This is a genomic window from Shewanella sp. 4_MG-2023 (assembly GCF_030548015.1).
In the GTDB taxonomy this organism is placed as follows: domain Bacteria; phylum Pseudomonadota; class Gammaproteobacteria; order Enterobacterales; family Shewanellaceae; genus Shewanella.
Window position 1 is genome coordinate 55,741 of record NZ_JAUORL010000003.1, and the last position, 26,482, is coordinate 82,222.

Below are 26,482 nucleotides of genomic sequence, written 5' to 3' on the forward strand. Positions count from 1 at the left end.
CTGCCTTTACGTCAATCAACCAGCTTATTTACACCCCATTTACACCCCAGCTAACCATTACTAAAGCTATCTGCAGCGGCTTGCTCTTGAGTAATATTTGCGGCAATAGTTTTCATGGCTTGGGTTAGTGTCGTCAGTTGCTCTTTGGTAATAGTATAAGGCGGAGTAATGTATATCACGTTGGCAAAAGGTCTTATCCACACACCTAACTCAATAAAGTCTTGCTGCAATTTAGCCGTGTTAACCACGCTATCCATTTCAATTACGCCTACTGCGCCTAATACTCTGACATCCACCACATGCTGATAATCAATAGCTTCTGCAAGTTCAGTCTTCATTTGCAACTCAACATCGCTGACCTGTTGTTGCCATGCGCCAGTTTGTAAAATACTCATACTGGCACTGGCTGCAGCGCATGCTAGCGGATTGCCCATAAAGGTTGGTCCGTGCATAAACACACCAGCAGGGGAGTCACTGACGCCTTTGGCGACTTCATCACTACATAGTGTGGCGGCTAAGCTGATGTAACCGCCGGTTAAGGCTTTACCTAAACACAAAATATCGGCTTCGATATTGGCATATTCATAAGCAAATAACTTGCCGATACGGCCAAATCCCGTAGCGATTTCATCAAGAATGAGCAGGACATGATACTGGTCACATAAGGTTCTAATGGCAGATAAATACTCGGCTGAATAAAAATGCATCCCGCCAGCCGCTTGCATGACGGGTTCAATAATAATGGCGGCAATATCTTGATGATGCTCTGCTAAAATCGCCTCAAGCGAATCAGTATCACCTTGCTTTAAAGCTTCACCGAAAACAGATAGTGGCGCTGGGGCAAAAAGGTGTTCAGTAACCGCTGCACTAAACATGGTATGCATGCCATTATCAGGATCGCAGACGCTCATCGCGGCAAAGGTATCACCATGATAACCACGCTTAACGGTTAATAAACGCTGCTTTTGTGGTAGCTGTTTACCTTGCCAGTATTGCATGGCCATTTTAATGGCCACTTCAACGGCAATAGAGCCAGAGTCGGCTAAAAAGACTTTGGTTAAATTGGGGCTGGTCATCGCCACTAATTGCTTGCAGAGGTTAACTGCAGGGGCGTGGGTAATACCGCCAAACATTACATGGCTTAGGGTCGTGAGCTGCTGCTGCATCGCTTCAATAATTTCTGGGCGGTTATAGCCATGAATACAGGCCCACCAAGAGCTGGTGCCATCAATGACCTTTTGACCGCTGCTTAAGGTCAGTTCACACCCATCGGCACTATGGACTCCAGTTACGCTGGCAGCTTGACTCATCGAAGTATAGGGATGCCAAATATGCTGTTTATCAAACTCAAAGTCTATAGCTTGAGAGTCTATAGCTTGAGAATCGATTGTCTGGGATGCTTGCTGATAAAATGAGTTGTTCATATTTTAACCGTTAGTCAAGGTGTAATGCGCGATAGCATTGACAGTTTACGTGCTGAAGGTATCCTAACCCAATATAAAGTGAATATAAAACGAATAACAAAGGATTAATCAATGTCATCATTAGCCATCCGTCATGACTGGACCAAAGCTGAAATAGAAGCGTTATTTGCTTTACCAATGAACGATTTACTGTTTAAAGCCCACAGTATTCATCGTGAGACGTTTGATCCTAATGAAGTACAAATTAGTCGTTTATTATCAATTAAAACCGGTGCTTGTCCTGAAGATTGTAAGTATTGCCCTCAAAGTGCCCGTTACGATACCGGTCTTGAAAAAGAGCGTTTATTGGAAATCGAAAAAGTCATCACCGAAGCCAAAAGCGCGAAAGCAGCGGGAGCATCACGTTTTTGTATGGGCGCTGCATGGCGTAACCCTCGCGAGCGCGATATGCCATATTTAACCCAAATGGTTAAAGATGTAAGAGCATTAGGCATGGAAACCTGTATGACACTGGGTATGCTGTCAAAAGAACAGTCTGACGAACTTGCCAAAGCAGGTCTTGATTACTATAACCACAACCTTGATACCTCACCTGAATATTATGGCGATGTGATCACCACCCGTACTTATCAAAACCGTATTGATACTTTAACCAACGTGCGTCAGTCAGGCATGAAAGTGTGTTCTGGCGGTATTGTCGGTATGGGCGAAAAAGCGACAGACAGAGCAGGTTTATTACAACAGCTAGCTAATTTAGAGCAGCATCCTGATTCAGTACCGATTAATATGTTGGTTAAAGTTGCAGGTACGCCATTTGAAAAGATAGATGACTTAGATCCCTTTGAATTTGTGCGCACCATTGCCGTTGCACGTATTATTATGCCTAAATCTCGAGTGCGTTTATCAGCTGGGCGTGAAAGCATGACTGATGAATTACAATCTATGTGTTTCTTTGCTGGTGCTAACTCTATTTTCTACGGTTGTAAGTTACTGACGACACCCAACCCTGAAGAAAACGATGATATGAGCCTATTTAGACGTTTAGGGCTACATCCTGAGCAAGGACCATCAGCTGACATTGAATCTGACACTGCGTTATTGGCTAAAGCCAATGCAAAAAAAGATAAAGCAACGCAACAATTCTTTGATGCCGCGGCGTTATAAAGCGATGCACATTTGTCAGTAGAAGGCAGTATTCATGGCAAATCACCCAATATCATCACGAATAAGTCATCGTTTGCAGCAACTGCAAACCGATGGCTTGCTGAGGCAAAGAAAGTTAGCTGAGTTAGACAAGGCATCGGCTAACAACTTAGCTCGAACAATTCCCAATATTATTGATTTCAGTCACAACGATTACCTTGGGCTGGCCAATGATCCTGAGATGATTGCCGCTATTCATGCTGGCGCGATAAAATATGGTGTTGGCAGTAAAGCATCGCCATTAGTATCTGGATACAGTGAAGCCCACCTAAAGCTTGAACAAGGTTTATGTGAGCTGACCGGTCATGAAGCAGGGCTATTATTTTGCTCTGGATTTAGTGCCAATCAAGCGTTAATCAAAACCTTATTTGAAGCAGGCGATGTGATTATTGCTGATAAGCTTATTCATGCATCAGTGATAGACGGTGTAAAAGACAGCGGCGCTGCACTTAAGCGCTATAAACACAATGATATAACCCATGCAGAGCAGTTACTTAATCGATTTCCTAATAGCGCCTTATTTACCGAAAGCGTTTTTAGTATGGATGGCGATCGTGCGCCATTAGATGCGTTATCGAACTTGTGTAAGCAGCATAATAGTTGGTTAGTGGTTGATGATGCCCATGGTTTTGGAATCAATTATGAAGAGCTTGCTAGCAATCGCTTTAACGTCAGCAGAGCGGCAGTTACACCACAATGCGATATTCAAGTCATTACCTTTGGTAAAGCCCTCGGCTGCCAAGGCGCCTGCGTTTTAGCGTCACAGCAAATTATTGATTATATGGTGGCGCAATCACGGCATTACATTTATTCAACCGCACTGTCACCTGCCAGTGCTCATTTAGCGTTAACAGCGGTTAATTTAACTCAGTCGCAACCTGATAAAGCATCAACATTGTTTGCCAATATTGCCTTCTTTAGGTCGCTTTGTAATGCTAAAAACATTGCGCTAACAGAGTCAACAACCGCCATTCAGCCTGTAATTATCGGTGACAGTGAACGAACTTTAGCAATAGCAAAGGCATTAAAGCAACAAGGTTTACAGGTCGGGGCAATCAGGCCGCCAACAGTGCCTAAAGGGCAGGCAAGGCTGAGAGTGACCATTAATGCCAGCCATAATGCCGAGCAAATAACCCAATTAGTTGATGCACTAGCAGTGCAGTTACCAAGAGAATATTAATGAATCTAGATAACCCCGTAGCGGTTAAATTCTCCCAAGCTGCAGCTACCTATAAACAACACGATGTATTACAGCGCATCACGGCTAGCAGGTTAATAAAACTTGCTAATACTGAGTATAATGCCGATAAAAAAGCAGGTTTAACCGGGCATTTATTGGATTTAGGCTGTGGCCCAGGTACTGACTTTGAATCAAATCACTGCCAGCTAACTAAGGTCACGGCAGTTGATTTATCGCCTCAAATGCTAAATGTGGTGCAGCAGTCTTTTCCGCAATATCACACTGTTTGCGCCGATGCGGCAAACTTACCTATAACTGCAAATAGCATGGACAGTATTTATTCAAACTTAGTTCTGCAGTGGTGTGATGAATTAACCCAAGTATTTAATGAACTTAATAGAGTCATAAAACCTCAAGGCCAAGCCTTTATTAGCGTGGTGAGTGATGGCAGTCTTTCACAGCTTGAAACCCTAGGGCTAGGCCATAATAGTTTTCGTCATTTAGATGACATTATCGCCGCGATAGATACCGAAAAATGGCAAATACTCTCTGCTGAGACCACTACCGAGCAAGTATATTTTGCCGATTTAAAGGCATTACTTTACTCAATTAAAGGGGTCGGGGCGTCAGTGAATGAATACCAAGATAAAAACTTAACGGATAAAAATAGTAGCCGTTTACGAGGTCGTAAAGATTGGCTCGCGTTAATGGATAAAGCGGAAAGCTTACGTGAAGCAAACGGCTTACCATTGAGCTATAACATCAGCTATTTACAACTTGGTAAGCGTTAAATTTTTAGACAATTGGATATAAACAGTGAAGGGGTTATTTCGATGATTTATTTTGTTACTGGCACTGATACTGACAGCGGAAAAACCCTGATTTCATCGGCGCTACTTAATCTTGCAACAAGAAAAACGGCTCTAGCTAAAATAACTGTCGCTAAAACCACAGAAGCTAAAACCCTCGGCGTCAAACCTATTGCCTCAGGTTGTATTGAAACAGACTCAGGGCTTAGAAATAGCGATGCGCTAAGCCTAATTGAACAATCAACTATCACGCTCGATTACAATCAAATTAACCCTATCGCATTTAAACCCGCCATTGCACCGCATATTGCCGCAAAGCAACAAGGGGTGAGTTTAACTGCCAATGGCGTTGTTGATTTATTGCCACTTGAAGCACTAAACAGTGCCGAGTTTGCATTAATTGAAGGTGCTGGTGGCTGGAGATTACCTTTAAGTAAAGGCCAATATTTATCGCAATCAGTACAGCAGCTGGCTCAGCAAAATGATGTTGGGGTTATTTTAGTGGTGGGCATGAAGCTTGGTTGTCTTAACCATGCATTATTAACCCAAGAGGCCATTGAAGCTGACGGGCTTAATATTGCAGCTTGGGTCGCTAACCAAGTTGACCCTGAAATGAGTGAAATAGAAGAGAACTTATCAAGTTTAAAAGAGTTAATGACAGCGCCATTCTTAGGTTATGTGCCGTACTTAAGTGAGCCAACAGCTATAAATGCCGCTGTGCATATTGATAACTCGACCTTATAGAGACTTAAGTTTTGATTTTTAGCCTTTGTCTTTTCGCTTACAAGTAGTTGTTTTAGCATTTGATATTTTCAAGGAGAGAAATCATCGAATTTGCACCAGAGTTTACCAAGGCAGAAAAAATACGCAGGGTGGTATTGTATGCCTTGCTGGGCCTTTTCATTTATATCACCCATCAAAAGTGGCTATTTCCTTTTATTTCTTGGTATACGACTACCGCTCACTGTCACACGCCTTTTGGTTTTTCTGGCATCAGGTCAACTCATACCCACCAATGTATAGCGTTCAGTTCGCATGGGAGTATTTATATTATACGATTTTAGATTAGTCGTTTTATCAAGGTAAACTTACCCTTTAAACATGTATTTTGGCTTTTACTGTTCACTCCCCCGCATATTTTTAACATCGCTATGATCTTCTCTTTAAAACCTTATGGAAACCCTACGGCATTGGCCAACCGCTTTGGGTGTTGGGAACTTGAGTTGTTAATGATGCTCAACTGTTAATTATTGTTAGCTTTATTTTGCGGCTAATTAAATATCCGTGACCGCTGACAATGTAAAAATAAGAAAACCCTTAAGTTTGAATATCAACAATGAATATTGAGATCATGATCGCTATGTGAAAATTTGTTCATGCTAGAATCCTGCGCCATTAAAGATGAGATTAATTCCTATTAAGGTTTTTTTAAGGATAGTGTTGATGAAGCAACTTTCGATCAAGTTAATTAGTGCCGCGATTGCCGCGGCATTGTCCCCTCAAGTTATTGCGGATACTGGTGAAATTGTATCGCAAGAAGAAATCAAACAATCTATTTCAAATTTTCATGATGTAATTGTGATTTCTGGTTCTCGTATGGAGCAAACACTTGATCAAGTTGCCGGTTCGGTTGTGGTTATTGATGAAGAATCGATAGCGCGTAATATGAGCACCGACTTTGCTTCATTATTTAGAACAGAAGCTGCCGTTGATGTTAAAGGCGGCGCAGGTAAGCCAAGCTCGGTGACTATTCGTGGTATTGGCGGCAACCGCGTGATGATGGTTAAAGATGGCGTTCGGGTTAATAACCAGTATGCATCACCATTAGGCCCTGGCGCTGAAGGCACTGGCCGCGGATTAACTGAAGTTGAAGGCTTAAAGCAAGTTGAAGTGTTAAAAACTGCGGCATCGACTATGTATGGCTCCGATGCGTTAGGTGGCGTGATGGTCATGACCACTAAAGATGCGGATGATTACTTACGTGGCAGTGATTATTATTTCTCTGCAAATGGCGGCTACACAGGTATGAACGATGAGTTCAGCGGTGGCTTTACTAGCGCATTTGCAGCAGGTGATTTTGATAACCTAGTCAGTTATCAACGTCGTAGTGGTGAAGAACAGCAAAACTACTACAACACATTACCAGATAGTGACTTAGTCACTGACAGCTTATTACTAAAAAGTAAGTATCACTTTAATGATGATACTAATCTGCAGTTAACCGTTGATTACATGAACCAGCAGCTTGACCGCTGGGAAAAATATGCTGATAAAGATGAGTCAATTGATTATGACCGCCAAACTCAAGCGTTAAATACCTCATTACGTTTACGCTCAACGAAAGACCGTATCATTCATGACAATGTTGATTTCGTACTCTATTACGGTAAAACCGACCAAAGTGAGAAGCGTAACTACTTTAATGGTATCAGTGGCGCAGACCGAGCAATAACGCAGCACCGTGATTACCAGTTTGATGAATACCGTTTTGGTTTTGCCAGTACTTTTAGTAAGGCATTGTCACTACCCGGTCATGACCACAATATTATTTATGGCGTGGATGTAGAGCAGTCTGAAATGAGCCGCCCACGCAGCTATCAAGATATCGATGAAAATGGCAATTCAACGCCATCTGAAACCGATACCTTCTCATTTGCTGATACGAAAAGTTTACGCGCTGGCATATTTGTTCAAGATGATATGACCTTTTTAGACGGCAAACTAAACGGTATTGTGGGGCTGCGTTACGATTACTTCAAAAACAGCCCTGATCAACAGCAAGCTGAAGATGCTGGCCGTGATCCTGAAGATTTTGCCGCGATGAGTGATGGTTTTTGGTCACCTAAGCTTGGCCTTGTATACCACATGACTGAAAACGTGAATGTGTATGCCCAATATGCTTACGGCTACAAAATGCCAACCCCAGATCAAAAGTGGGGTGAGTTAGAAGTCAAAGATGGCGCTATGCCATTCCCTGTTATCATTGAGGCAAACTACGACTTAGAGTCAGAATCAAGTAACACCATTGAAGTGGGTGTTCGTGGTGATCATGGCGACACACGATATGAATTTACCACTTTTTATACTCAAGCTGATAATTACATCGATTGGGAATTTGTGGGGTGTGGCGGCAGGTTCGGCTGTGCAATTCCAAGTTCATTAGAATATCGTTATATCAACTATGACAAAGTGACTCTTTATGGCGCTGAAATGTCTATGAGTCATTGGTTTACTGATGAATTTGAACTATGGGGTAACATTGCTTACACCCATGGCGAAGATCAGAACGGCGATTACTTAAATAGCGTAAGTCCATTAAAAGGTAACTTGGGAGTAAATTATTATACTTACCTAGGTAACACTGAAGCTAACTTTGGCTTAACCATGCGCTTTGCTGATCAAATGGATCGTACAACGGATTTAGATATTTTCCCTATTGCACTGCCAGGTATGGATTTCAACGAAGTGTATAACACGGCAGGCTACGCAGTATTTGATTTGACGGCTAACTTCCATGTGAATGATAACTGGACGGTACGCGCTGGCGTATTTAACCTGTTTGATAAAGAATATATTGAGTATTCTGATGTAGCGGGTCAGTCAAAGTTCTTAATGGGTAATATGGGCGTGACTGAAGAGACTTATTCTCAACCAGGTCGCTACTTTAACGTTAAACTGAGCTACACTTTTTAATGAATTAGAGTCAGTTTACTGAATGAGTTCACTGGATTGAGTGATAAAGAAAGCGTTAAATTCTTATGGGATTTAACGCTTTTTTATTGGCTGATACTCTTATGTAGACATGAGTGCTCCACTCACTTAAATGGGTATTTATAAGTTGACGGCATGCTGATTAATGTCAATGACCGGGAAGCCCCATTATGAATGAATAGCCATTAGCTAAACTTAACAGTTAACTCACTCGCAGCGTTCAAGGTAAGGTTATGAATAAAAGGGATACTGGGCTGAATGAGGGTTATAAATTGCTAACTAATTAAATTAGTTATTGTTCTGCTCCTTAGTGACGATATTAACAAAGATTAATCGCCATCTATCCGCTAAACACTAGGCTTTCTAGCAAATGCTGGTTAGATTTAAGTTTCGATTAATACTAGCTGCCTAGACTCTGCCCGCTACTAAGTTAAGCATTTAGCTGAGGTTAGGCTTAGTGTGGTATTTTTAACTAATCTGTCATTTTATGTCATTTTATGTCAGTTTTTTCTATTAGACGCTTGAAATATCTTTTTTAGGACATATTATGTCGTTAAGTGTTTAATAATATTTTTGCGTTCAAGTCAGCTTGAGCATTGAGCTCAGGCGTTGAGTTTATGTCGGCATGAATGCCAGATAGGAGTTGTAATGTTACGTATCGGTTTACTAATCGCCACCAACTTAGCCATTTTGCTAGTTGCTTCGATTGTTATGTCTTTGCTAGGTGTAAGCACATCAAGCATGAGTGGTTTATTAATTTTTGCTGCAATGTTTGGTTTTGGCGGCGCATTTATCAGTTTAGCTATCTCTAAGTGGATGGCGAAGAAAACCATGGGTTGTGAAGTGATTACAAACCCTCGTGATAATACTGAACGTTGGTTAGTTGACACCGTTGCTCGTCAAGCGCAGCAAGCTGGGATTAAAATGCCAGAAGTGGCAATTTACCAATCTGAAGAGATGAACGCATTTGCAACGGGCCCAAGTAAAGATAACGCGCTAGTTGCTGTGAGTTCAGGCTTACTTTACGGTATGACCCAAGATGAAATCGAAGGCGTACTGGCTCACGAAGTTAGCCACGTGGCTAACGGTGACATGGTCACCTTGACCCTTATTCAAGGTGTCGTGAATACCTTCGTTATTTTTGCCGCTCGTGTTGTTGCAGGTATTGTGAATAACTTCGTTGCGAGTAATGATGAAGAGGGTGAAGGTCTTGGTATGTTTGCATACATGGCTGTGGTTTTCGTACTTGACATGTTATTTGGTATTTTAGCGTCTATGGTTGTGGCTTACTTCTCTCGTATTCGTGAGTTTAAAGCCGATGAAGGTGCGGCCAAGCTTGCTGGCAAAGATAAGATGATTGCGGCATTAGAGCGTTTAAAAACTGGCCCAGAAACGGGTGCAATGCCAGCGCAAATGTCAGCATTAGGTATTAACGGTAAACGTTCAATGACTGACTTTTTAATGAGCCATCCACCACTAGAAAAACGTATTAGCGCCCTTAGAAATAGTTAATAATGTGATCTTGGTTATAAAAGGAGCTTAATAGCTCCTTTTTTATTGCTTCCCTTTTTATTTTAACTCGTTAATATAACCTTCTTTTCAAGGTGATACATTATGTAACGCTTTTTAGGTGTCAGAGATGATGATTGAATTTTGCCGCTGACTATTTAGTGTTGCTAAATTAACCAGTGTTAGCTAAGTTTATAACTGAGCCTAAAAAAGTCGTTCTGAAAATTGATATCGATTAAAGGTCTCTCTATTAGAGCCTTTTTGACTATCGTAACTGGAGGGTATAATAGTGAGCAATAAAATACTTGTAGCAATGTTTGCAGCAGCTTTAGCTGTAGTAACTTTGTCATCAAATGCATTCGCTGCAGATGAAGTTTTAGCTGATTTCCACGCTGAAATGGGTGGCTGTGAAAGTTGTCATGCTGATGGCGAGCCATCTGCTGACGGTGAGCATGAGTTCGCGCAGTGTCAAGACTGTCACGGAACACTTGCGGAAATGGATGAAAACCATGCGCCACATGATGGCATGTTAATGTGTCAAGACTGTCACGCACCACATGACATGAATGTTGGTGAAAAACCGACTTGTGATAGCTGCCATGATGATGGCCGCGTTGCTAAATAACTGATGATTATTTAGCTTTAAGCAAAGTTTAAAAGCGCTGAAATTCAGCGCTTTTTTATTGCCCCAGTTTTGCTGTTTATAAATAACTTTTATATTTCCGCCGACATTAGCTCAAAGAATAATTCCACATGAATATTCAATTCATGGCTTAGCATTTATCACACTACCTATACGGTATACCTCTAAAGTGGTATTAATTTTCTTTTGTTTTCAACGACATGTGCGTTATTGGTGCGGCTTGGTGCACTTTTGTTGAACAAAAGTAGCGATTTTAAATTTGCCTTATTTGTAAACGGTTTGTAAATCATTAAGTTAGCAATTGGCACGAGATTTGCGACGTTATTGTCATTGAATTTGAGTCAGTGAAGGGAAGTTGCATGTCTAATATCCAATCTAGTTGTGCTTATTGCGGCGTCGGCTGCGGAATAAGTGTAACCCCTAGCAGTCTTAACGACATTGGATTTGAGCTTGAAGGTGATCGTACTCACCCAGCCAATAAAGGTCAGTTATGTGCCAAAGGTGAGCGTTTATTAGAAAGCTTAGTCCAGCCAAATAGTTTACGTTATCCCAAATATAAGTCTGGTAAGTCAGTTGCTTGGCCTGAAGCTATCACGACAATTGCTGACACCTTTAAACAAACTATTGCGCAATATGGACCAGACTCAGTTGCATTTTATTTATCAGGGCAACTTTTAACTGAAGATTACTATGTGGCTAATAAATTGGCCAAAGGCTTTATTGGCACGGCGAATGTTGATACCAATTCACGCCTTTGTATGTCTTCTGCTGTAAGTGCGCACATGCGCGCATATGGAGAGGATGTTGTAGCGGGTTGTTATGACGATTTTGAACAGGCACAAGTAATAGTATTAGTGGGTTCAAACGCAGCGTGGACCCATCCGGTTTTATTTCAGCGGATGATTAAAGCCCGCCAGCGTTATGGCACTAAAATTGTCGTAATTGACCCAGCTAAAACTGCTACGGCAAGCCAAGCAGACTTACATCTTCAAATCGCGCCGGGGACAGATACGTTATTATTTAATGGCTTACTGAATTTCATTGCCAAAAATGAAGCGTTAAATCAGCCATATATTGATGCGCACACTGAAAACTTCACTCAAACCTTAGCACACGTTGCCAGTCAAGCCACTGATGTTGAAACACTTGCCCAAGCGTTATTAGTGCCTATTGCTCAGTTGCAGGATTTCTATCAGTTATTTATCTCTCACGCAAAAGTCATGACAGCTAGCTGCCAAGGGGTAAACCAATCTATTGCAGGCACTGACACTAGCAATGCGATAATCAATTGTCACTTAGCTCTTGGTCAGGTTGGTAAGGAAGGTTGTGGTTTCTTTTCACTTACAGGCCAACCGAATGCCATGGGTGGGCGTGAAGTGGGCGGTTTAGCGACACAACTTGCTTGTCATATGGGGTTTTCTGAGCCGGAGCGTCAAGTGTTAGGAGATTTTTGGCAGTCTGAGGTGATCGCGACTGATAAGGGTCTCACAGCCGTTGAATTATTTGATGCTATGGCAGATGGAACAATTAAAGCGGTGTGGATTATGGGCACTAATCCAGTGGTGTCATTGCCTAATACTGCAAAAATAACTGCGGCATTAGAAACCTGTCCTTTTGTGGTGGTGTCTGAGATAACACAAGACTCTGCGACTGCGCAATTAGCCGATGTGTTATTACCTGCACAGGGTTGGTCTGAAAAATGTGGCACTGTCACTAACAGTGAGCGAGTGATTAGCCGCCAACGTGGCTTTATACAAGCTAAAGGCACTGCAAAAGCTGATTGGTGGGCCTTGGCAGAAGTCGCAAAAGCGATGGGTTTTGAACAAAGTTTTAGCTTTAAAAACAGTGCTGCCGTTTTTAAAGAATTTGCCCAGTTATCTAAGCTTGTAAAGCAATCTTTTCCAGGCAAGCAGTTTGATTTAAGCGGTTTGGCTGATTTAACGGATGAGCAATATGATGAGTTACTACCGACGCAGTGGCCTGCTGCTAACCATGGTGCCATAGGGGGCAATAAGCAAAGATTGTTTGCCGATGGCATATTCGCCACCGCATCATCAAAAGCGCAATTTATTGAAACCACTGCAGATTGCCAAATAGCCCCTTTGCCAGCTGGGCAAGTACGCTTAAACAGTGGTCGCAGCCGAGATCAATGGCACACCATGACCCGCACAGGTCATATTGCGGCGCTTAGAGCCAGTATCCCAGAGCCTGTTATTGCTGTTCATCCTTCGACTTTAGCGCAATTAAAATTAATTGAAGACGACTTGGTAACTTTTGCTGCCCCCAATTTATCAATAACCAATTTTGCCGTGGCAAGAGTGGTTGCAGATGACTCCCAAGCGCCAGACTTGGGGTTTATGTCAATGCATTGGTCTGAGCAGTTCTCGTTAGGTAAGGGCGTTAATACCCCACTTGATAGTCAGTTTGACCCTTACTCAAAACAGCCAGCGTTTAAATGCCAACCCGTGTCGTTAACTAAAGTTGCTGTGACATTGCAAGGGATCGTTTTTGGTCTGCATGATCCACACATGCAAGGCCTGAACTGGAATGTTCAGCAAACATTAACCACTGGCAGTTGTTATCACATCGGTTTTGAAAATACAGATGCAGCATTTGCTTATCAGTCAACGGTACACGCTTTAAAATGGACAATTTCCCTTGCTAGTCAGCAAATTATCCATGTGCATTGCAATATCAGTAACGGCTTGTTGGTATCACTGAAACTGTTAAGTCGCACAAAGGTCGCTGTTTCCCTTGAAGCGATGAATTTGCTTATTGGTCAAACAGTAGATGTTGCATTAATGCGTCAATTACATCAGCTGATTAAAGCTGGTAACAGCCCACTAATTTGCGCCTGTACCGGTGTCACACAAGCCAATATTGAATATGCCATGCTGCAAAAACTTGATAATGCAGTATTCAGTAAACGTGCTTTAGCATCTGATTTTACTAGCGCCACAGCGATTAACACTGATATCACACAAGCAGATTTTGATAAGGCGTTAGATGAAACCCAAACAGAGCTAGGCTGCGGCAGACAATGTGGTAGCTGCCACAGTGAAGTGGGTCAATGTGCCAATGATATTTGGCATATTGCTTTAGCTGAGATAACGACTGAGTTGTCAGAGCAAGAACGTAAATCAGCCCAAGAGGAGGTGGCGTAATGAGTCATACATTGAATAAGCTAATTAACTTTAATAGCGCAGCCGCTAATAATGATTTGATTTCGGGTGATGTCGAAATTGTCGGTGCAGGTTGCGGGCAATTAGATTTAATGACCATTAAAGCCGCCAGAATAGTGTCTCAAGCTGAGGCGCTGGTTTATGACAGCTTGGTCAGCAGCGATATTCTTTCATTAGTCTCTGCAGATTGTCAGCGCCACTTTGTGGGTAAACGTTGTGGTCAGCCAAGTTATAAGCAAGATGATATAAACGCTTTACTAGCAAAGCTTGCCACACAAGGACTCAAAGTTGTACGTTTAAAAGGTGGCGATCCGCATATTTTTGGGCGCGGGGCTGAAGAGTCTCTGTATCTTGCTAAATTAGGGATCGCTAGCCGATTTACCCCTGGTATTACAGCAGCTTTAGGCTGCGCCTCAACCACAGGTATTCCGCTAACGTACCGCGGCATGGCTCGTTCAGTCACGTTAGTCACTGGTACCCGCATTACAAATGATGGGCTAGATCAGGCTCCAACTCATTGGAAAGGCTTATTAGAAGCACAATCTACCTTAGTTTTTTACATGGGCAAGGAGCAAGCAGCAGCAATTTCAGCAGGACTTATGTCTGTTAAAGCTGAGGCAAACTTACCCGTGGCACTTGTCACCAATGGCGGCAGACCTAATCAGTTAATCACTTATGCCAATGTTAGCAATATGGCCAAGCAAGCGACATTAATTAAAGACAGTGGCCCAACCTTAATCATCATTGGTGAAGTGGTTGCAGTGGGTCAAGAATTAGCTGGCTTATTGTCTGATATAAAAGCCAAGCCAACAGATTTTGTGGAGGTGGCTTATGGTTGAGCAACAAACGCAAGATATGCTTAATGCCGCTGATTTTGATAGCCGTAAGCTCATCAAAGCAATGGGCAAAGGGGTTAAAGGTAGCCGCAGTTTGAATTTTGCTGAAGCCGCTTACTTGATTAAAGGTTTTGCAAGTGGTGACATTTCTACTGCGCAAATGGCGGCAGCGATGATGCTTATGCGAGTGCGAGGTGAGTCAGTTGAAGAACTTGCTGGTGTAGCGTCTGGGCTAAAGCAGTTGGTTTCTTCTCAGTGGAAAACTATTAAAGCAGATATTGATTGGCCGGTATATGCCGGTAAGCGCGAGCAGTTACCTTGGTTATTATTAGCGGCAAAAATGCTGGCTAAACAAGGTAAAACCATTGTATTACATGGAGATAGTCAATCATTACCTCATCGTCGTCATGTTGAATCATATATTGCGGCTTTAGATATTCCTAAATGTGACAACGCCGAAACCGCCGCAGAAATGTTAGCGAAAACAGGGCTGATTTACCTTAACAGCGCAGATGTTATTCCAGTATTAAATGATTGCCGCGCTTTACATCAAGAGTTGGGTTTACGAAGTTTTATTCAAATGTCTGTTCGCTGCGTTAACCCGTGTAATGCAGCATTTAGCCTACGCAGTTATTTTCATCCTGGATTAGATAAATTGCATCATCAAGTGGCAGCGCTTTTGGCAAAGGATAGCTGCCAAAGCGAAGCGGCAGATATTGCTATTTTTAAAGGCCTGCAGGGGGAGACAGAAATCAACCCTCGTGTCAGTACTCGGGTAGGTTTACTGCGTTTTAATGGCCAACATGAAGCTAACTTTGCAGAGATTAATCTGCCTACCCAACTTGAGGCATTTGTGGGGGCAAAGCTTGGTCAAGCTGATTTGTCTGCTGCTGTACTGGCGCAACTTTGGCGGGCTGAAGACATTGCTGAGGCCGATTTATCAACGGCACAATTACAGCAAGCGATAGCCAGTGTCACCGCCACGATAGCGCTGGTAAATGTGCTATGTAATAAAGGATTAGCTATTAGTGATGCCTTAGAACATGCCAAAAAAGTCTGGTTTGAGCGAAATAAATATGTCATTCAAGACTCAAATGTCATGGGGTCGTCCCTTTGGCAACATATTGAAAATAACGTTATTCCGTCAACTCGTCATGCAGTAAGGAGTTAAGCATATGGTTAATTATATCTATTGTGACCCATCATTTAATAACAATGCATTGCTGACAGATTATAAAATCCAACTAAATCAGTTTCAGGCATGTGTAGAAGTAACAAGCCTCAGCCAACTAGAACAAAATGTGCTTAAAGGAAACGGATCATGTTTAGTATTTCTAACCAATGAGTTACAACCCTTGCAGCAAGCATTTATTGAGCGTTTGTTATCGAATACGGCTTTACCCATTATTGTGAATGCTCAGCATTGGGATGAAAATCATCTAGCCAGTTTGTTACTTTGTGGCAGGGTGACTTTCGTACCCGAGCAGCTGTCAGCAAAACGCTTAAGCTCTTTAGTTAACCTAGCAAAAATTCGCTTTGATAATGCTTCAAATATGCTCGAAAAAGTGAAGCAATTAGATGAGAAATGTGTCGCGATGAAGCTGGTGTCAAAAGCCAAGTCGTTACTGCAATTGCAGGGTATTAGCGAAAAAGTAGCGCATGAATTGATCCAAAAACAGGCTATGAGCAAGGGGGTAACCGTAGCTGAAATGGCAAAAAGTATCATTGCAGCGGCAAAACAAATTGAAGCAAATCAAAGAGGGACGAACCGAATGCAACAATTTGGTGCGAGTGCGCCTGTGGTGACCAGTATAGCCTAGTATCTTTTTAGGCTAATACATTATTTTGTATATTTACAATGACTTATGATTTTATGTTTGTTGGCATAGTCAATGCTTAGTATTTGCTAGATCGTGTGAGCAATTAAGTTGTGTGAAGCATTAGCTGGCATTAATAAATCGCTGTGTAAATAAATAACCGTGGAAATAAAGAGTTTAGGTCAAGCGTTATCATCATGACAAACTGTAGCTTGAATCTCTAACTTCTAAATGCAATGGCGCGTGCACGTAATCGTCGTTAATCGAGACGCTATAACAGTGTAGTTTAAACAGTTTATAGTTAAAATTTGAAGGCTTTTGGCAATGGCGCCAGCTCTGTTAACCCAGAGGCTGGCGCTTTTTTGTTTTTAGGGCTTTAACAAAAATTCAAGGAGCCTTCTATGGCAAATGCAAAATCCAAGCTGGTAGTAATAGGTAATGGCATGGTGGGTCATCACTTTATCGAGCAATTATGTAGTCAAGGGTTGCAGCAGCAATTTGATATTGAAGTGTTTGGTGAAGAGCCCCGACCTGCATACGATAGGGTGCAACTGTCAAAATATTTTGAAACCGGTAGTGCCGATGAATTGATGCTAACTAGCGCTGAGGATTATCAAGATTGGGGGGTAAAGTTGCACCTTGATAGCCGAATTACCGTGCTAGATACCGCCAATAAAACCGTGACCACAGAAGCGGGCATAACGACAGCCTATGACAGTTTAGTCCTTGCAACAGGATCTTATCCATTTGTCCCACCTATTGCTGGTAACGATAGAGAAAGCTGTGTGGTGTACCGCACCATAGAAGATTTACAAGACATTGAAGCTGCGGCGAAAAAATCTAAAGTTGGCGTGGTAGTCGGTGGCGGCTTATTAGGCCTTGAAGCGGCAAATGCATTAATGGCCCTTGGCGTAACAACTCATGTTGTTGAATTTGCACCACAGTTAATGCCAGTACAATTAAATGATAAAGCGGGTGACTTACTTAAAAGTAAAATTAATGACTTAGGTGTATCAGTACATACCTCTAAAGCCACCACCGCCATTATCGATGGTGAGAGCGCACAGCACCGCATGACATTCAACGATGATAGTTTTCTTGAAACTGACATGATTGTGTTTTCTGCCGGTATTCGACCTCAAGATGCATTAGCGAGAAGCAGCGGTATGCAAATGGGTGATCGCGGCGGCATTGCAATTGATGATAACTGCTTAACCTCAGCTCCCGATGTTTATGCCATCGGTGAATGTGCATTATGGCAAAACCGCATTTTTGGCCTAGTTGCCCCAGGTTATCAAATGGCGCGAGTCGCTGTGTCGCATTTAGCGGCAGGAGTTGCTAAGGCGCCTGCGCCATCATTGGCATTTACTGGTGCGGATATGAGCACCAAACTCAAGCTATTAGGTGTTGATGTTGCCGCTATTGGTGAAAGCCGCGGTTTCGACAATGCGCAATTTGTGGAGTTATCTGACAATCAATCAGGCATATATAAAAAGCTGTGGTTAGATGAGTCGGGTCAATATCTTAAAGGCGCAGTATTAGTGGGCGATAACAGTGATTATGCCCGTTTACTGGATTTGTATTTATCGCAAGATGCAATTGAAGGCAATGCGGTTGAATTATTAATGACGGGTGATGAAACGGCGCTTGAATTAAAAGACAGCTCAATAGTTTGTTCTTGTCATCAAGTGACTAAGGCTGATATCGCCACTTCAGTGACCAAAGGCAATCATACCATTGCTGAAATCAAGACCTGCACCCGAGCCGCATCTGGCTGTGGTGGTTGCGCGCCATTGGTGAAGAAAATCATGGATGAAGCGCTCGTAGCAGAAGGGGTTGAGTGCAATACTGGCATTTGTGAGCATTTTGAACAGGATAGACAGTCTTTGTATCACTTGTGCCAAGTTGAAAACATTACTGACTTTGAGACGTTAATTACTCGCCATGGTAAACACGCTGGTACCAATGCTGGGTCGACGTTTGGTTGTGACATTTGTAAGCCCGCAGCAGGGTCAATTTTTGCTTCATTGCAGAATAAATATGTTTTAAACCAAGAGAGCAGTCATGTTCAGTTGCAAGATACTAACGATGCCTATCTTGGCAATATACAAAAAGATGGTACTTACTCTGTGGTGCCGCGAATTGCAGGTGGTGAAATTACCCCTGATGGTTTAATTGCCATTGGCGCCGTAGCCAAAGAATATGACTTGTACACCAAAATCACTGGTGGTCAGCGAATCGACTTATTTGGCGCAAAATTATCAGAGTTACCGAGTATTTGGGGCAAATTAATTGCTGCCGGGTTTGAAACCGGTCATGCCTACGGTAAATCGCTGCGTACGGTTAAATCTTGTGTGGGTAGCACTTGGTGTCGTTATGGTGTTCAAGACTCTGTGTCTACAGCCATTGATTTAGAGAACCGCTATAAAGGCTTACGTGCGCCCCATAAAATTAAGTTTGCTGTCTCGGGTTGTACTCGAGAATGCGCAGAAGCCCAAAGCAAAGATATTGGTGTTATCGCAACCGATAAAGGTTGGAACTTATATGTTGCTGGGAATGGCGGTATGCGCCCACGTCATGGTGATTTATTTGCTACCGATTTAGATACCGATACCTTAGTCAAATATATCGACAGAGTTCTGATGTTTTATATTAAAACCGCTGATAAATTACAACGCACTTCAGTGTGGATGGAGTCGCTTGAAGGTGGTTTAGCATATCTACAGTCGGTGGTGATACAAGATAGTTTAGGCCTTGCTGCAGAGCTTGATAGTCAAATGGCCAAAGTGGTCGCGGCTTATCAATGTGAGTGGAAAACCAGTCTTGAAAAACCTGAATATCTTGCCCGTTTTAATGAGTTCGTTAACCCTGATGCTCAGCCTGAAGGTGAAACACACCTGTATCATCGCGCCCGTCAGCAGCGTTTTCCTGCTATGTCGTCTACCGGTGCAGGAAACATTGCGATTAAAGAAATTGAATCAGAATTAGAATCAGAAATTGCGGAGGAGTTGGTATGAGTTGGGTGAATGTATGTAATGAGTCAAGCTTACCTCAAGGCACGGGGATTGCGGCGTGGGTTGCAGGTAAAGCCGTCGCCATTTTTGATTTAGGTAAACACGGTTTGTTTGCCATTGATAATATCGATCCGGCGACAGGGGTAAGTTTGCTTGCTCGCGGCTTGATTTGTGACGTTGAAGGTCAGTTATGTGTGGCTTCTCCATTATATAAGCAACATTACAACTTAGTGACTGGCGTGTGTATTGAAAATGAAGCGATGGTGGCTTCACCCTATGAAATTAAAAAGGAAGCTGGCCAAGTATTAATACTGGCTAAATCATAGGGGCATATTATAAGCGTTTGAAGCATTTAATTACTTTTTATGCAAACACGAGTAACACTCATCAGCGTTAACTCACTTTAGGGTCGGTAGTGCTGTTGAGTTTACGCTATTCATAAATGATAAGACTAATATTTTTAATTGTTTCTATGTTTTTCAATCCGCAAAGAAATTATAAATGTCGGGGATTACAAATAATGCTGGTAATTATTAATTAAGCATTTTTTACACTGTTCACTAATAACTTTCCTTATTTCACCTCATATTTTTCATTAAATTATTTACCACTTTAAAGTTTTTAATTTTATTTAGATTAAAGTTTAATGCTAAAAACAGCCCGGTTTAAGATTAATGGTTGCATAATCTTCTGAACTAATCTTATCAGTTTAATGGTCTGTTTTTATTAGTTAAATTTAAGTGAAAGGTTGGTAAGTGGTTTTATTTTTTTATACTAAAGTGGGGGGGGGGGAGGATTTTATAGCTATTAGTCTATGAGGTTTTAATACTCGTGGTGGATTTAGAATAGATTTTATTGAGCAATACTTTACCCACTGAAAATGTGAAGGGAATTCTCCTTTCAGTCAGTTGTTAAAGGCAGAAAGCATGGACGTATTAAAAAGTAAGTATTTACATCGCTTAACTAAGATAATAGCAATTTCATTTGCCTTTGTCGTCTGTCTAGCTTCATTTCCTACTTTCAGTCAGTCTGATTTAAGTGATTTTGATGAACTTGCCAGTGGGGCTAATTTAGCTCGAGTTTCACAAGATGGCAGTGATAGTTCATTAAGCTTATATCAGTCTGGTAGCGCTAATCGTTTTCAATCTCAACAATTCGGTTTTAATAATTCAATAAATGTTAATCAGCAAGGCTCGCAACATATTGCAGGCCTTAGGCAGTCTGGTGCCAATATTGAGGCTGAAATCTTGCAGATGGGTTTTGGAAATGCGGTTGTTTCGTTGCAACGCGGAGAAAATTTATACCTCGATGTGATGCAAACAGGAACTGGGAACCTAGCTTTAATTAAGCAAAGTGGTTACGACAATTCGATAGAGATCCAGCAGCACGGGTCTGGAAACGCAGTGGGTGTACTTCAATGGGGAAACTCACAAGATGTTGTGATCACCCAAAGATAATTTATCTAACTAAACGTATAGGGAAAGACAATAATGAAACATTCAAAATTAGCTTTATTAATTTCAGCGGTATTATTTGCTTCAACTAGTGCCCATGCCAGCGATAATAATAAGGCAACCGTCGATCAAGTTGGTAATGATAATGCTGTCATGATTACGCAACAAGAAAATAGCGAGTCAAACGAAGCTACAGTGGCTCAAACTGGTAACTTGAATAAAGCAGAAGTAACTCAAGCTAATACTCGCGATACTACAGCTTTTATTACTCAAGTGGGTAATGGGAATGAAGGGGCAATCTCTCAGCATAATTCAACCGCTACAGCATCAGCGACGATTGATACTGAAGGTAGTTTGAATAAAGCGAATATAGTGCAGAAATATTACAATGCCCAAGCTGCAGAAGCGGCAGTAAATCAAGTGGGTGATAGTAATACTGCAACTATTACGCAAGAAAATGCCGATGGCGCATCATCGACCATCAATCAGTTAGGTGATGGTGATACTGCAGAAATTAACAATTATGTGTCTGACTTTGCCGATGCCACCATTAATCAGTCTGTTGGCACTGGTAATGATGCCTACATTGAGCAGGATAATTCAGATGGTGCAGAAGCGACCATATCGCAGGCTGGAGCTGGCAATACAGGTAGCATATTTCAGCAAACAAATACGCTAACAGATAATGCTTTGGAAGAGACAGTCGCGGTAATTGATCAATCTGGCGATAATAACTGGGCAGATATTGTACAAACAGGCTTGTCGAATGATGCTGCAGTGATGCAAATGGGCAATGGTAACGAGGCATTTGTTACTCAATCTAATTTGAATAATGAGGCTGATGTTAACCAGACAGGTGATAGCGGTTTGGCTACTGTGATGCAAAGTGGTGTTGATGGTCAAGCTACTGTTGAGCAATCAGACTTTAACCAAACTACAACCGTAACTCAGTCTGGTGACGGTCAAATGGCATTTGTTAATCAAAGTAATGCTAACAATACTGCAATTGTTACCCAAAGCGATATGAGTAACTTAGCGACAGTTAATCAAGCTGGTAACGGTGATACTGCAACTGTTGTTCAAGCAGGTATTTCAAACGAGGCATTAGTAGATCAAACGGCTGGTAGCGTATCAAATACAGTATCTGTATACCAAACTGGTAATGAAAACTATGCTGGTGCAAAAACAGGGTTTAACGCTAACAACACTATTACTATCACTCAAACCGGTAATAATAATTCAGTGACAGATAATGCTAATGCAAGTGGTTTTTATGGAACGGGTTTTGGTGCCGGTGTTTGGGGAAGTGATAACACTGTGAATATCTCTCAAACTGGTAATGACAATACTGCTTATGCCGATGGTTCAAGTAATGGCTCTATGGTTGATATTGTACAGGTAGGCAGCATGAACGAAGCGATTGGAGAGTCTTGGTTTGGTTCAAATAATGACCTTGATATTAGCCAAACCGGTACAAATCACTTTGCTGATGTTTATATCAGTGGCAGTACAAATGTTATTGCAGTAACACAAACTGATATGGGTAATAATTCGTCAGTAAACACCTTTGGTAATGGTAACTCTGTGACCATTAATCAAGGCGCAGTGATGATGCCATAGTAGTACAAAAGTATATTTAAAATAATTTAAACACTCTTTTGGCTAATAGTATATGTCAGGTTGGCTTGCTAACCTGACTTTATACAATTTCTACAGGTTTGTTTAAGTAATAACATGGAGTGAAGGGTGATGTTTAAAGTTATCAATTGGATGATCGTTTCTCGTTCGCAATTGCTTGTTGACCTACTTGATTGTCGTTGGCCCCAAGAGTTTTTGGTCAAGCTAGCTAAAGCAACTCCAGCAACTATGAGTACTAAATTAAATTCACATGAAATCTCTTTAGTGGTGTTTGATTTAGCTACCATAGATTTACAACAAGCTTATCAATTACAGCGTTTAATCGAACGCGAACACAGCTCGGTGAAAACGGTATTTATTAATTTCCCCAAACAAGTTGATGCAAAATTTTTGATCCACCCAGCTACAACGTTTGGTGTATTTTACAGTGATGCTGAACTTACCGCTATTAGCAGTGGATTTAACGAAATACTTAAAGGTCGCAGCATTATACCCCATGATTTACATAAATCAGTCACTGGTGATGAAGCTGACGATGATAGTGAGCATTTAACCATACGTGAAAGAGAAGTACTTCAAGCGTTACTGGCTGGCAGTACAAATTTGGATATCGCCAATCAATTGTTTGTCAGCGAGAGTACAATTAAAACTCATTTATATCGCGCTTTCAGAAAAATTGGGGTATCCAGTCGCGGTCAAGCAATAGCTTGGGCACAGACTCACATGCATGAGGTTAGAGTATGAAAAGCATCTTATTGATGTTTTTTCTGTTCATCTTTTCAAGTCATGTCATTGCCGCTGGTAATTCAGTAACAAAACCTTTAGTTACTGAATCAAGGTTATCTACAGAGTCAACACTAGATATTAAATCAACTTTAGTGACTGAACCTTCTTTAAAGCAAATCAGCACTAAAAATAAACCGCCAATAGATCAAAGCCACGCAGAAAAGCTTAATAATGCCAAAGAGCCAACAACGTCAGCGACAGATAAGAATATTCAAAAAGCTCCCAAAACTAAGCCTATTAATATTAATGATGCCGTCCCTAAGGATGAAGCTGATTTAATTGATGGGTTAATCTTAAACCGTGCGATGACCCGACTCGGCCATCGCTTTTACCGTGAATTTGTCGCGGCATACAGAGATATTGGTGGCGAGTCTAAACATACCGGGCTCACCGTTATTGAACAAGCTACAGCAAGAAGTGGTAGCAAAATATTAATACAACAAAACAGAAAAACCGTTTTTGTGACTTTTGTGTCGCCTATTAGTCGGAATATAGATGACCAAGCCAATTATGCCGCTAAACGCGTTAACTCTGCGGTAGTTAAGCAAAATGAACAAGCCGTTTTAGGAGCGTTGTTTGACCCAGATCTCGCACCTGACGAATTCTAAGCATGGAAAGCCAAAATGAAAAAAATAACATTTACTTCAATATTGCTCATTCTTTCAGTTGATTGCTTTGCCACTCAACTTATTTATCAACCAGTAAACCCAGCCTTTGGTGGCAGCTATTTAAATGGCTCATATCTACTGGCTAATGCAGCTGCGCAAAATGACCATGAAAGTAGTGGTGGCTCAGGTTATGTGGCCCCAACAGCATTAGAACGTCTCTCAAGTTCGTTACAGTCTCGGTTGATGAGCCAACTTTTTAATGATGCCGCCAATGGGGGGGAAGGTTATCTATTAACTGATGATTTTGAAATTAATGTCGTTAATGAAGACGGCTCATTGATTGTTCATATTACCGACGTATTAACCGGTGAAACCACCATTATTGAAGTTGGCGGTATTGTTGATGACAGTGTCGGGGGTTAATAATGAAAAAATTAATTATTAGCTTGTGCCTACTATCTTTAACAGCTTGCTCATCAATTGATGAAGAATTTGAAAATATAGATGCCACTTCAAGTTTAATGCCTAAAGGTGAAACTTATTACGATCTAACCAGTTTACCTTTTCCACAAGGTGCGATGGTTGCTGCAGTATATGATTTTCGCGATCAAACAGGACAATACAAGCCCATTCCATCAAGTAACTTTTCAACGGCAGTGCCACAATCCGGTACGGCATTTTTAGCCCAGTCACTTAATGATTCAGCATGGTTTATACCCGTTGAGCGTGAAGGACTGCAAAACCTATTAACAGAACGTAAAATTTTACGGGCAGGACTTAAAGGTGATGCCAGTAAATTACCGCAACTTAATAGTGCGCAGGTATTAATGGAAGGTGGCATTGTTGCCTATGACACAAATATTAAAACGGGCGGTGCTGGAGCACGGTATTTAGGCATTGGCGCTTCAGGTCAATACCGAGTCGATAGCATTACCGTTAATTTACGCGCTGTGGATATTCGAACTGGCCGATTACTCAGTAGTGTTACCACCACCAAATCGGTGATATCAAAAGAAATTACCGCGGGTGTATTTAAGTTTATTGATGCACAAGATTTGTTAGAGGCTGAAGCGGGTTATACTTCCAATGAGCCTGTGAGTTTATGCGTAGTCGCAGCCATTGAGAGCGCTGTTGTGCATCTTATTGCCGATGGCATTTGGAAAGGGGCTTGGAGGCTAGGGGATGCCACTACAGGTTTGCAAAATACTACCTTGCAAAAGTATTGGTTAGAAGCCCATAAAGAAGCGCAAGTCAGTGCCAGAATTAAGCGTGGCTAATTATCCGTCCTGAATAAATAGCCCCTAATTAACAGTCCCTTATGTTTCAATCACGATAAAGGTGCCAATGGCGCCTTTTATGTTTTCTGGGGGTAAACTTCTAGATACACAGACGCAGCCCTTAAGGCGATAACCACATAAGCAGCTTAGCTTTCATTATGGTTAAGTTAATCCAAGCTTTCATTATGTGGTGATCAAAAAGATGCCTAAGAAGTCTAATTGCATAAGGTTTAAAGGTAACCACCAAGAAATATAGCGCTTTTTTTAGCGACTTCAATGTTAATTGCTGGGGATACTTCAAATAAATCCCCTTTAGCATTGATAACAATGATGTGATAATGCCTAGATAAACTCTAAGTAAGTGAGCGTTGCTATAGTTAATCGAGCTGTCAAAATTGGCTTGATAGTGCCAACAACATTCAACAGTGATTAATAGCAAAGTGTTAAACTTGCTTGGCTTAAGTGACAAATGCAACAGTAGCTATTATATAGTTAAGCAAGCGCTTAGTTGGCTGCTTGATTAGCGCATTCAACAATGATTTTCACTACTTCGATTATAATAACCAAAAGGATGATCAATCATGGCTGAAGAAACCATTTTCAGTAAAATTATACGCCGAGAAATTCCTGCCGACATTTTGTTTCAGGATGAGCTCGTCACCGCTTTTCGCGATATAAACCCACAGGCACCAACACATATTCTGATTATTCCAAACCATTTGATCCCCACAGCCAATGATGTAAAAGCATCTGACGAACTGGCATTAGGGCGAATGATGACAGTTGCGGCAAAGCTGGCTGATGAAGCGGGTATTGCACAAGATGGTTACCGCTTAATCATGAACTGTAATAAACACGGTGGCCAAGAGGTTTACCATATCCATATGCATCTACTTGGCGGTAAGTCACTTGGGCCAATGCTAAGTCGGTTGGATTAATACTAATAACATGAAAATAAACAGTGATTTTTTTCCGTTAACCGGCGTAGCAAGCCGATTTGTTAATCAGCTTGCCCATTGCCGTCGATTGAATATTAGTGCGTTAGAAGCCAGTGAACATCACGTATTACTGGAGTTGCCTTATAGCCAAGATATCATTGGTGACCCAGATACTGGGGTGATACACGGCGGTGTGGTGACTACGATCATTGATACCGCATCCGGCACTTCTGTTGTATGCGCTATTTTAGAGAAGTATAAATCCTTAGAAATATCGCCAACCTTAGATTTACGGGTTGACTACATGAAACCGGCTGAGCCAAACAAACCGCTGTATGCATTTGCAGAATGTTATCGTTTGTCTGCCAATGTGGCGTTTACCCGTGCGATTGCTTATCAAGACAGTATTGATGATCCTATTGCGCATGCTGTTGGCTCATTTATGCGTATTAG

The 26,482-nt window shown here is 41.7% G+C and carries 21 protein-coding genes and 1 pseudogene; 21 read left to right on the forward strand and 1 reads right to left on the reverse strand.

Annotation, left to right across the window (positions count from 1 at the left end):
* Positions 1-50: 50 nt before the first annotated feature.
* On the reverse strand, positions 51-1,424 hold the full coding sequence (bioA, locus tag Q4546_RS02185) for an adenosylmethionine--8-amino-7-oxononanoate transaminase (protein WP_303445602.1): 1,374 nt from the start codon (positions 1,422-1,424) through the stop codon (positions 51-53).
* Positions 1,425-1,535: 111 nt separating this feature from the next.
* On the opposite strand from bioA, the gene bioB reads away from it, so the two are divergent.
* The 21 genes and pseudogenes from bioB to Q4546_RS19175 all read left to right on the forward strand — a co-directional run.
* Positions 1,536-2,588 carry a biotin synthase BioB gene (gene bioB / locus Q4546_RS02190; protein ID WP_102438017.1) on the forward strand — a complete coding sequence of 351 codons (1,053 nt, stop codon included), beginning with the start codon at positions 1,536-1,538 and terminating at the stop codon, positions 2,586-2,588.
* Positions 2,589-2,622: 34 nt separating this feature from the next.
* Positions 2,623-3,807, forward strand: a complete 1,185-nt coding sequence (locus Q4546_RS02195) for an 8-amino-7-oxononanoate synthase (protein ID WP_303445603.1) — start codon at positions 2,623-2,625, stop codon at positions 3,805-3,807.
* Entirely contained in the window at positions 3,807-4,598 is a 792-nt protein-coding gene (locus tag Q4546_RS02200) for a methyltransferase domain-containing protein (protein WP_303445604.1), read from the forward strand. Before Q4546_RS02195 ends, Q4546_RS02200 begins: the two co-directional genes overlap by 1 nt.
* 45 nt (positions 4,599-4,643) lie before the next feature.
* Positions 4,644-5,360 carry a dethiobiotin synthase gene (gene bioD / locus Q4546_RS02205; RefSeq protein ID WP_303445645.1) on the forward strand — a complete coding sequence of 239 codons (717 nt, stop codon included), beginning with the start codon at positions 4,644-4,646 and terminating at the stop codon, positions 5,358-5,360.
* Between the two features lie 699 nt (positions 5,361-6,059).
* A complete protein-coding gene (locus tag Q4546_RS02210) occupies positions 6,060-8,309 on the forward strand; it encodes a TonB-dependent hemoglobin/transferrin/lactoferrin family receptor (RefSeq protein ID WP_303445605.1) in 2,250 nt (749 codons plus the stop codon).
* 666 nt (positions 8,310-8,975) lie between these two features.
* Positions 8,976-9,839, forward strand: coding sequence for a protease HtpX (gene htpX, locus Q4546_RS02215; RefSeq protein WP_102438007.1), 864 nt, complete (start codon positions 8,976-8,978; stop codon positions 9,837-9,839).
* Between the two features lie 286 nt (positions 9,840-10,125).
* Positions 10,126-10,461: a cytochrome c3 family protein gene (locus Q4546_RS02220; RefSeq protein WP_102438005.1), complete on the forward strand. Its 336-nt coding sequence runs from the start codon at positions 10,126-10,128 to the stop codon at positions 10,459-10,461.
* A gap of 377 nt (positions 10,462-10,838) precedes the next feature.
* Positions 10,839-13,643, forward strand: a complete 2,805-nt coding sequence (locus tag Q4546_RS02225) for a nitrate reductase (RefSeq protein WP_102531571.1) — start codon at positions 10,839-10,841, stop codon at positions 13,641-13,643.
* Positions 13,643-14,500 carry a uroporphyrinogen-III C-methyltransferase gene (cobA, locus tag Q4546_RS02230; protein ID WP_102438001.1) on the forward strand — a complete coding sequence of 286 codons (858 nt, stop codon included), beginning with the start codon at positions 13,643-13,645 and terminating at the stop codon, positions 14,498-14,500. Before Q4546_RS02225 ends, cobA begins: the two co-directional genes overlap by 1 nt.
* Positions 14,493-15,668, forward strand: coding sequence for a glycosyl transferase (locus Q4546_RS02235; protein WP_303445606.1), 1,176 nt, complete (start codon positions 14,493-14,495; stop codon positions 15,666-15,668). Before cobA ends, Q4546_RS02235 begins: the two co-directional genes overlap by 8 nt.
* A 4-nt stretch (positions 15,669-15,672) precedes the next feature.
* Positions 15,673-16,317: an ANTAR domain-containing response regulator gene (locus Q4546_RS02240; protein WP_102476412.1), complete on the forward strand. Its 645-nt coding sequence runs from the start codon at positions 15,673-15,675 to the stop codon at positions 16,315-16,317.
* A 398-nt stretch (positions 16,318-16,715) separates the two neighbouring features.
* On the forward strand, positions 16,716-19,331 hold the full coding sequence (nirB, locus tag Q4546_RS02245; RefSeq protein ID WP_102476411.1) for a nitrite reductase large subunit NirB: 2,616 nt from the start codon (positions 16,716-16,718) through the stop codon (positions 19,329-19,331).
* A complete protein-coding gene (gene nirD, locus Q4546_RS02250) occupies positions 19,328-19,654 on the forward strand; it encodes a nitrite reductase small subunit NirD (RefSeq protein WP_102476410.1) in 327 nt (108 codons plus the stop codon). Before nirB ends, nirD begins: the two co-directional genes overlap by 4 nt.
* A gap of 600 nt (positions 19,655-20,254) precedes the next feature.
* Positions 20,255-20,785, forward strand: a complete 531-nt coding sequence (locus Q4546_RS02255; protein ID WP_303445607.1) for a curlin — start codon at positions 20,255-20,257, stop codon at positions 20,783-20,785.
* Positions 20,786-20,818: 33 nt separating this feature from the next.
* A complete protein-coding gene (locus tag Q4546_RS02260) occupies positions 20,819-22,402 on the forward strand; it encodes a curlin (protein WP_303445608.1) in 1,584 nt (527 codons plus the stop codon).
* 129 nt (positions 22,403-22,531) lie between these two features.
* Positions 22,532-23,164, forward strand: a complete 633-nt coding sequence (locus tag Q4546_RS02265; protein ID WP_102439587.1) for a LuxR C-terminal-related transcriptional regulator — start codon at positions 22,532-22,534, stop codon at positions 23,162-23,164.
* Positions 23,161-23,814, forward strand: a complete 654-nt coding sequence (locus Q4546_RS02270) for a curli production assembly/transport protein CsgE (protein WP_303445609.1) — start codon at positions 23,161-23,163, stop codon at positions 23,812-23,814. Before Q4546_RS02265 ends, Q4546_RS02270 begins: the two co-directional genes overlap by 4 nt.
* Before the next feature lie 15 nt (positions 23,815-23,829).
* Complete coding sequence (locus Q4546_RS02275) at positions 23,830-24,237, forward strand: curli assembly protein CsgF (protein WP_102439588.1); 408 nt, start codon at positions 23,830-23,832, stop codon at positions 24,235-24,237.
* A gap of 2 nt (positions 24,238-24,239) precedes the next feature.
* Positions 24,240-25,091, forward strand: a complete 852-nt coding sequence (locus Q4546_RS02280) for a CsgG/HfaB family protein (RefSeq protein ID WP_076536135.1) — start codon at positions 24,240-24,242, stop codon at positions 25,089-25,091.
* A gap of 581 nt (positions 25,092-25,672) precedes the next feature.
* A complete protein-coding gene (hinT, locus tag Q4546_RS02285) occupies positions 25,673-26,029 on the forward strand; it encodes a purine nucleoside phosphoramidase (protein ID WP_102439590.1) in 357 nt (118 codons plus the stop codon).
* A 10-nt stretch (positions 26,030-26,039) separates the two neighbouring features.
* A pseudogene (locus Q4546_RS19175) lies at positions 26,040-26,423 on the forward strand (PaaI family thioesterase); the annotation flags it as partial.
* Positions 26,424-26,482: the final 59 nt, after the last annotated feature.

What these genes read in the sequence shown, in the direction of transcription:
- bioA (WP_303445602.1), bottom strand. Translation starts at nt 1,424, where the DNA reads ATGAACAACTCATTTTATCAGCAAGCATCCCAGACAATCGATTCTCAA.
- bioB (WP_102438017.1), top strand. Translation starts at nt 1,536, where the DNA reads ATGTCATCATTAGCCATCCGTCATGACTGGACCAAAGCTGAAATAGAA.
- Q4546_RS02195 (WP_303445603.1), top strand. Translation starts at nt 2,623, where the DNA reads ATGGCAAATCACCCAATATCATCACGAATAAGTCATCGTTTGCAGCAA.
- Q4546_RS02200 (WP_303445604.1), top strand. Translation starts at nt 3,807, where the DNA reads ATGAATCTAGATAACCCCGTAGCGGTTAAATTCTCCCAAGCTGCAGCT.
- Q4546_RS02210 (WP_303445605.1), top strand. Translation starts at nt 6,060, where the DNA reads ATGAAGCAACTTTCGATCAAGTTAATTAGTGCCGCGATTGCCGCGGCA.
- htpX (WP_102438007.1), top strand. Translation starts at nt 8,976, where the DNA reads ATGTTACGTATCGGTTTACTAATCGCCACCAACTTAGCCATTTTGCTA.
- Q4546_RS02225 (WP_102531571.1), top strand. Translation starts at nt 10,839, where the DNA reads ATGTCTAATATCCAATCTAGTTGTGCTTATTGCGGCGTCGGCTGCGGA.
- cobA (WP_102438001.1), top strand. Translation starts at nt 13,643, where the DNA reads ATGAGTCATACATTGAATAAGCTAATTAACTTTAATAGCGCAGCCGCT.
- Q4546_RS02235 (WP_303445606.1), top strand. Translation starts at nt 14,493, where the DNA reads ATGGTTGAGCAACAAACGCAAGATATGCTTAATGCCGCTGATTTTGAT.
- Q4546_RS02240 (WP_102476412.1), top strand. Translation starts at nt 15,673, where the DNA reads ATGGTTAATTATATCTATTGTGACCCATCATTTAATAACAATGCATTG.
- nirB (WP_102476411.1), top strand. Translation starts at nt 16,716, where the DNA reads ATGGCAAATGCAAAATCCAAGCTGGTAGTAATAGGTAATGGCATGGTG.
- nirD (WP_102476410.1), top strand. Translation starts at nt 19,328, where the DNA reads ATGAGTTGGGTGAATGTATGTAATGAGTCAAGCTTACCTCAAGGCACG.
- Q4546_RS02255 (WP_303445607.1), top strand. Translation starts at nt 20,255, where the DNA reads ATGGACGTATTAAAAAGTAAGTATTTACATCGCTTAACTAAGATAATA.
- Q4546_RS02260 (WP_303445608.1), top strand. Translation starts at nt 20,819, where the DNA reads ATGAAACATTCAAAATTAGCTTTATTAATTTCAGCGGTATTATTTGCT.
- Q4546_RS02265 (WP_102439587.1), top strand. Translation starts at nt 22,532, where the DNA reads ATGTTTAAAGTTATCAATTGGATGATCGTTTCTCGTTCGCAATTGCTT.
- Q4546_RS02270 (WP_303445609.1), top strand. Translation starts at nt 23,161, where the DNA reads ATGAAAAGCATCTTATTGATGTTTTTTCTGTTCATCTTTTCAAGTCAT.
- Q4546_RS02275 (WP_102439588.1), top strand. Translation starts at nt 23,830, where the DNA reads ATGAAAAAAATAACATTTACTTCAATATTGCTCATTCTTTCAGTTGAT.
- Q4546_RS02280 (WP_076536135.1), top strand. Translation starts at nt 24,240, where the DNA reads ATGAAAAAATTAATTATTAGCTTGTGCCTACTATCTTTAACAGCTTGC.
- hinT (WP_102439590.1), top strand. Translation starts at nt 25,673, where the DNA reads ATGGCTGAAGAAACCATTTTCAGTAAAATTATACGCCGAGAAATTCCT.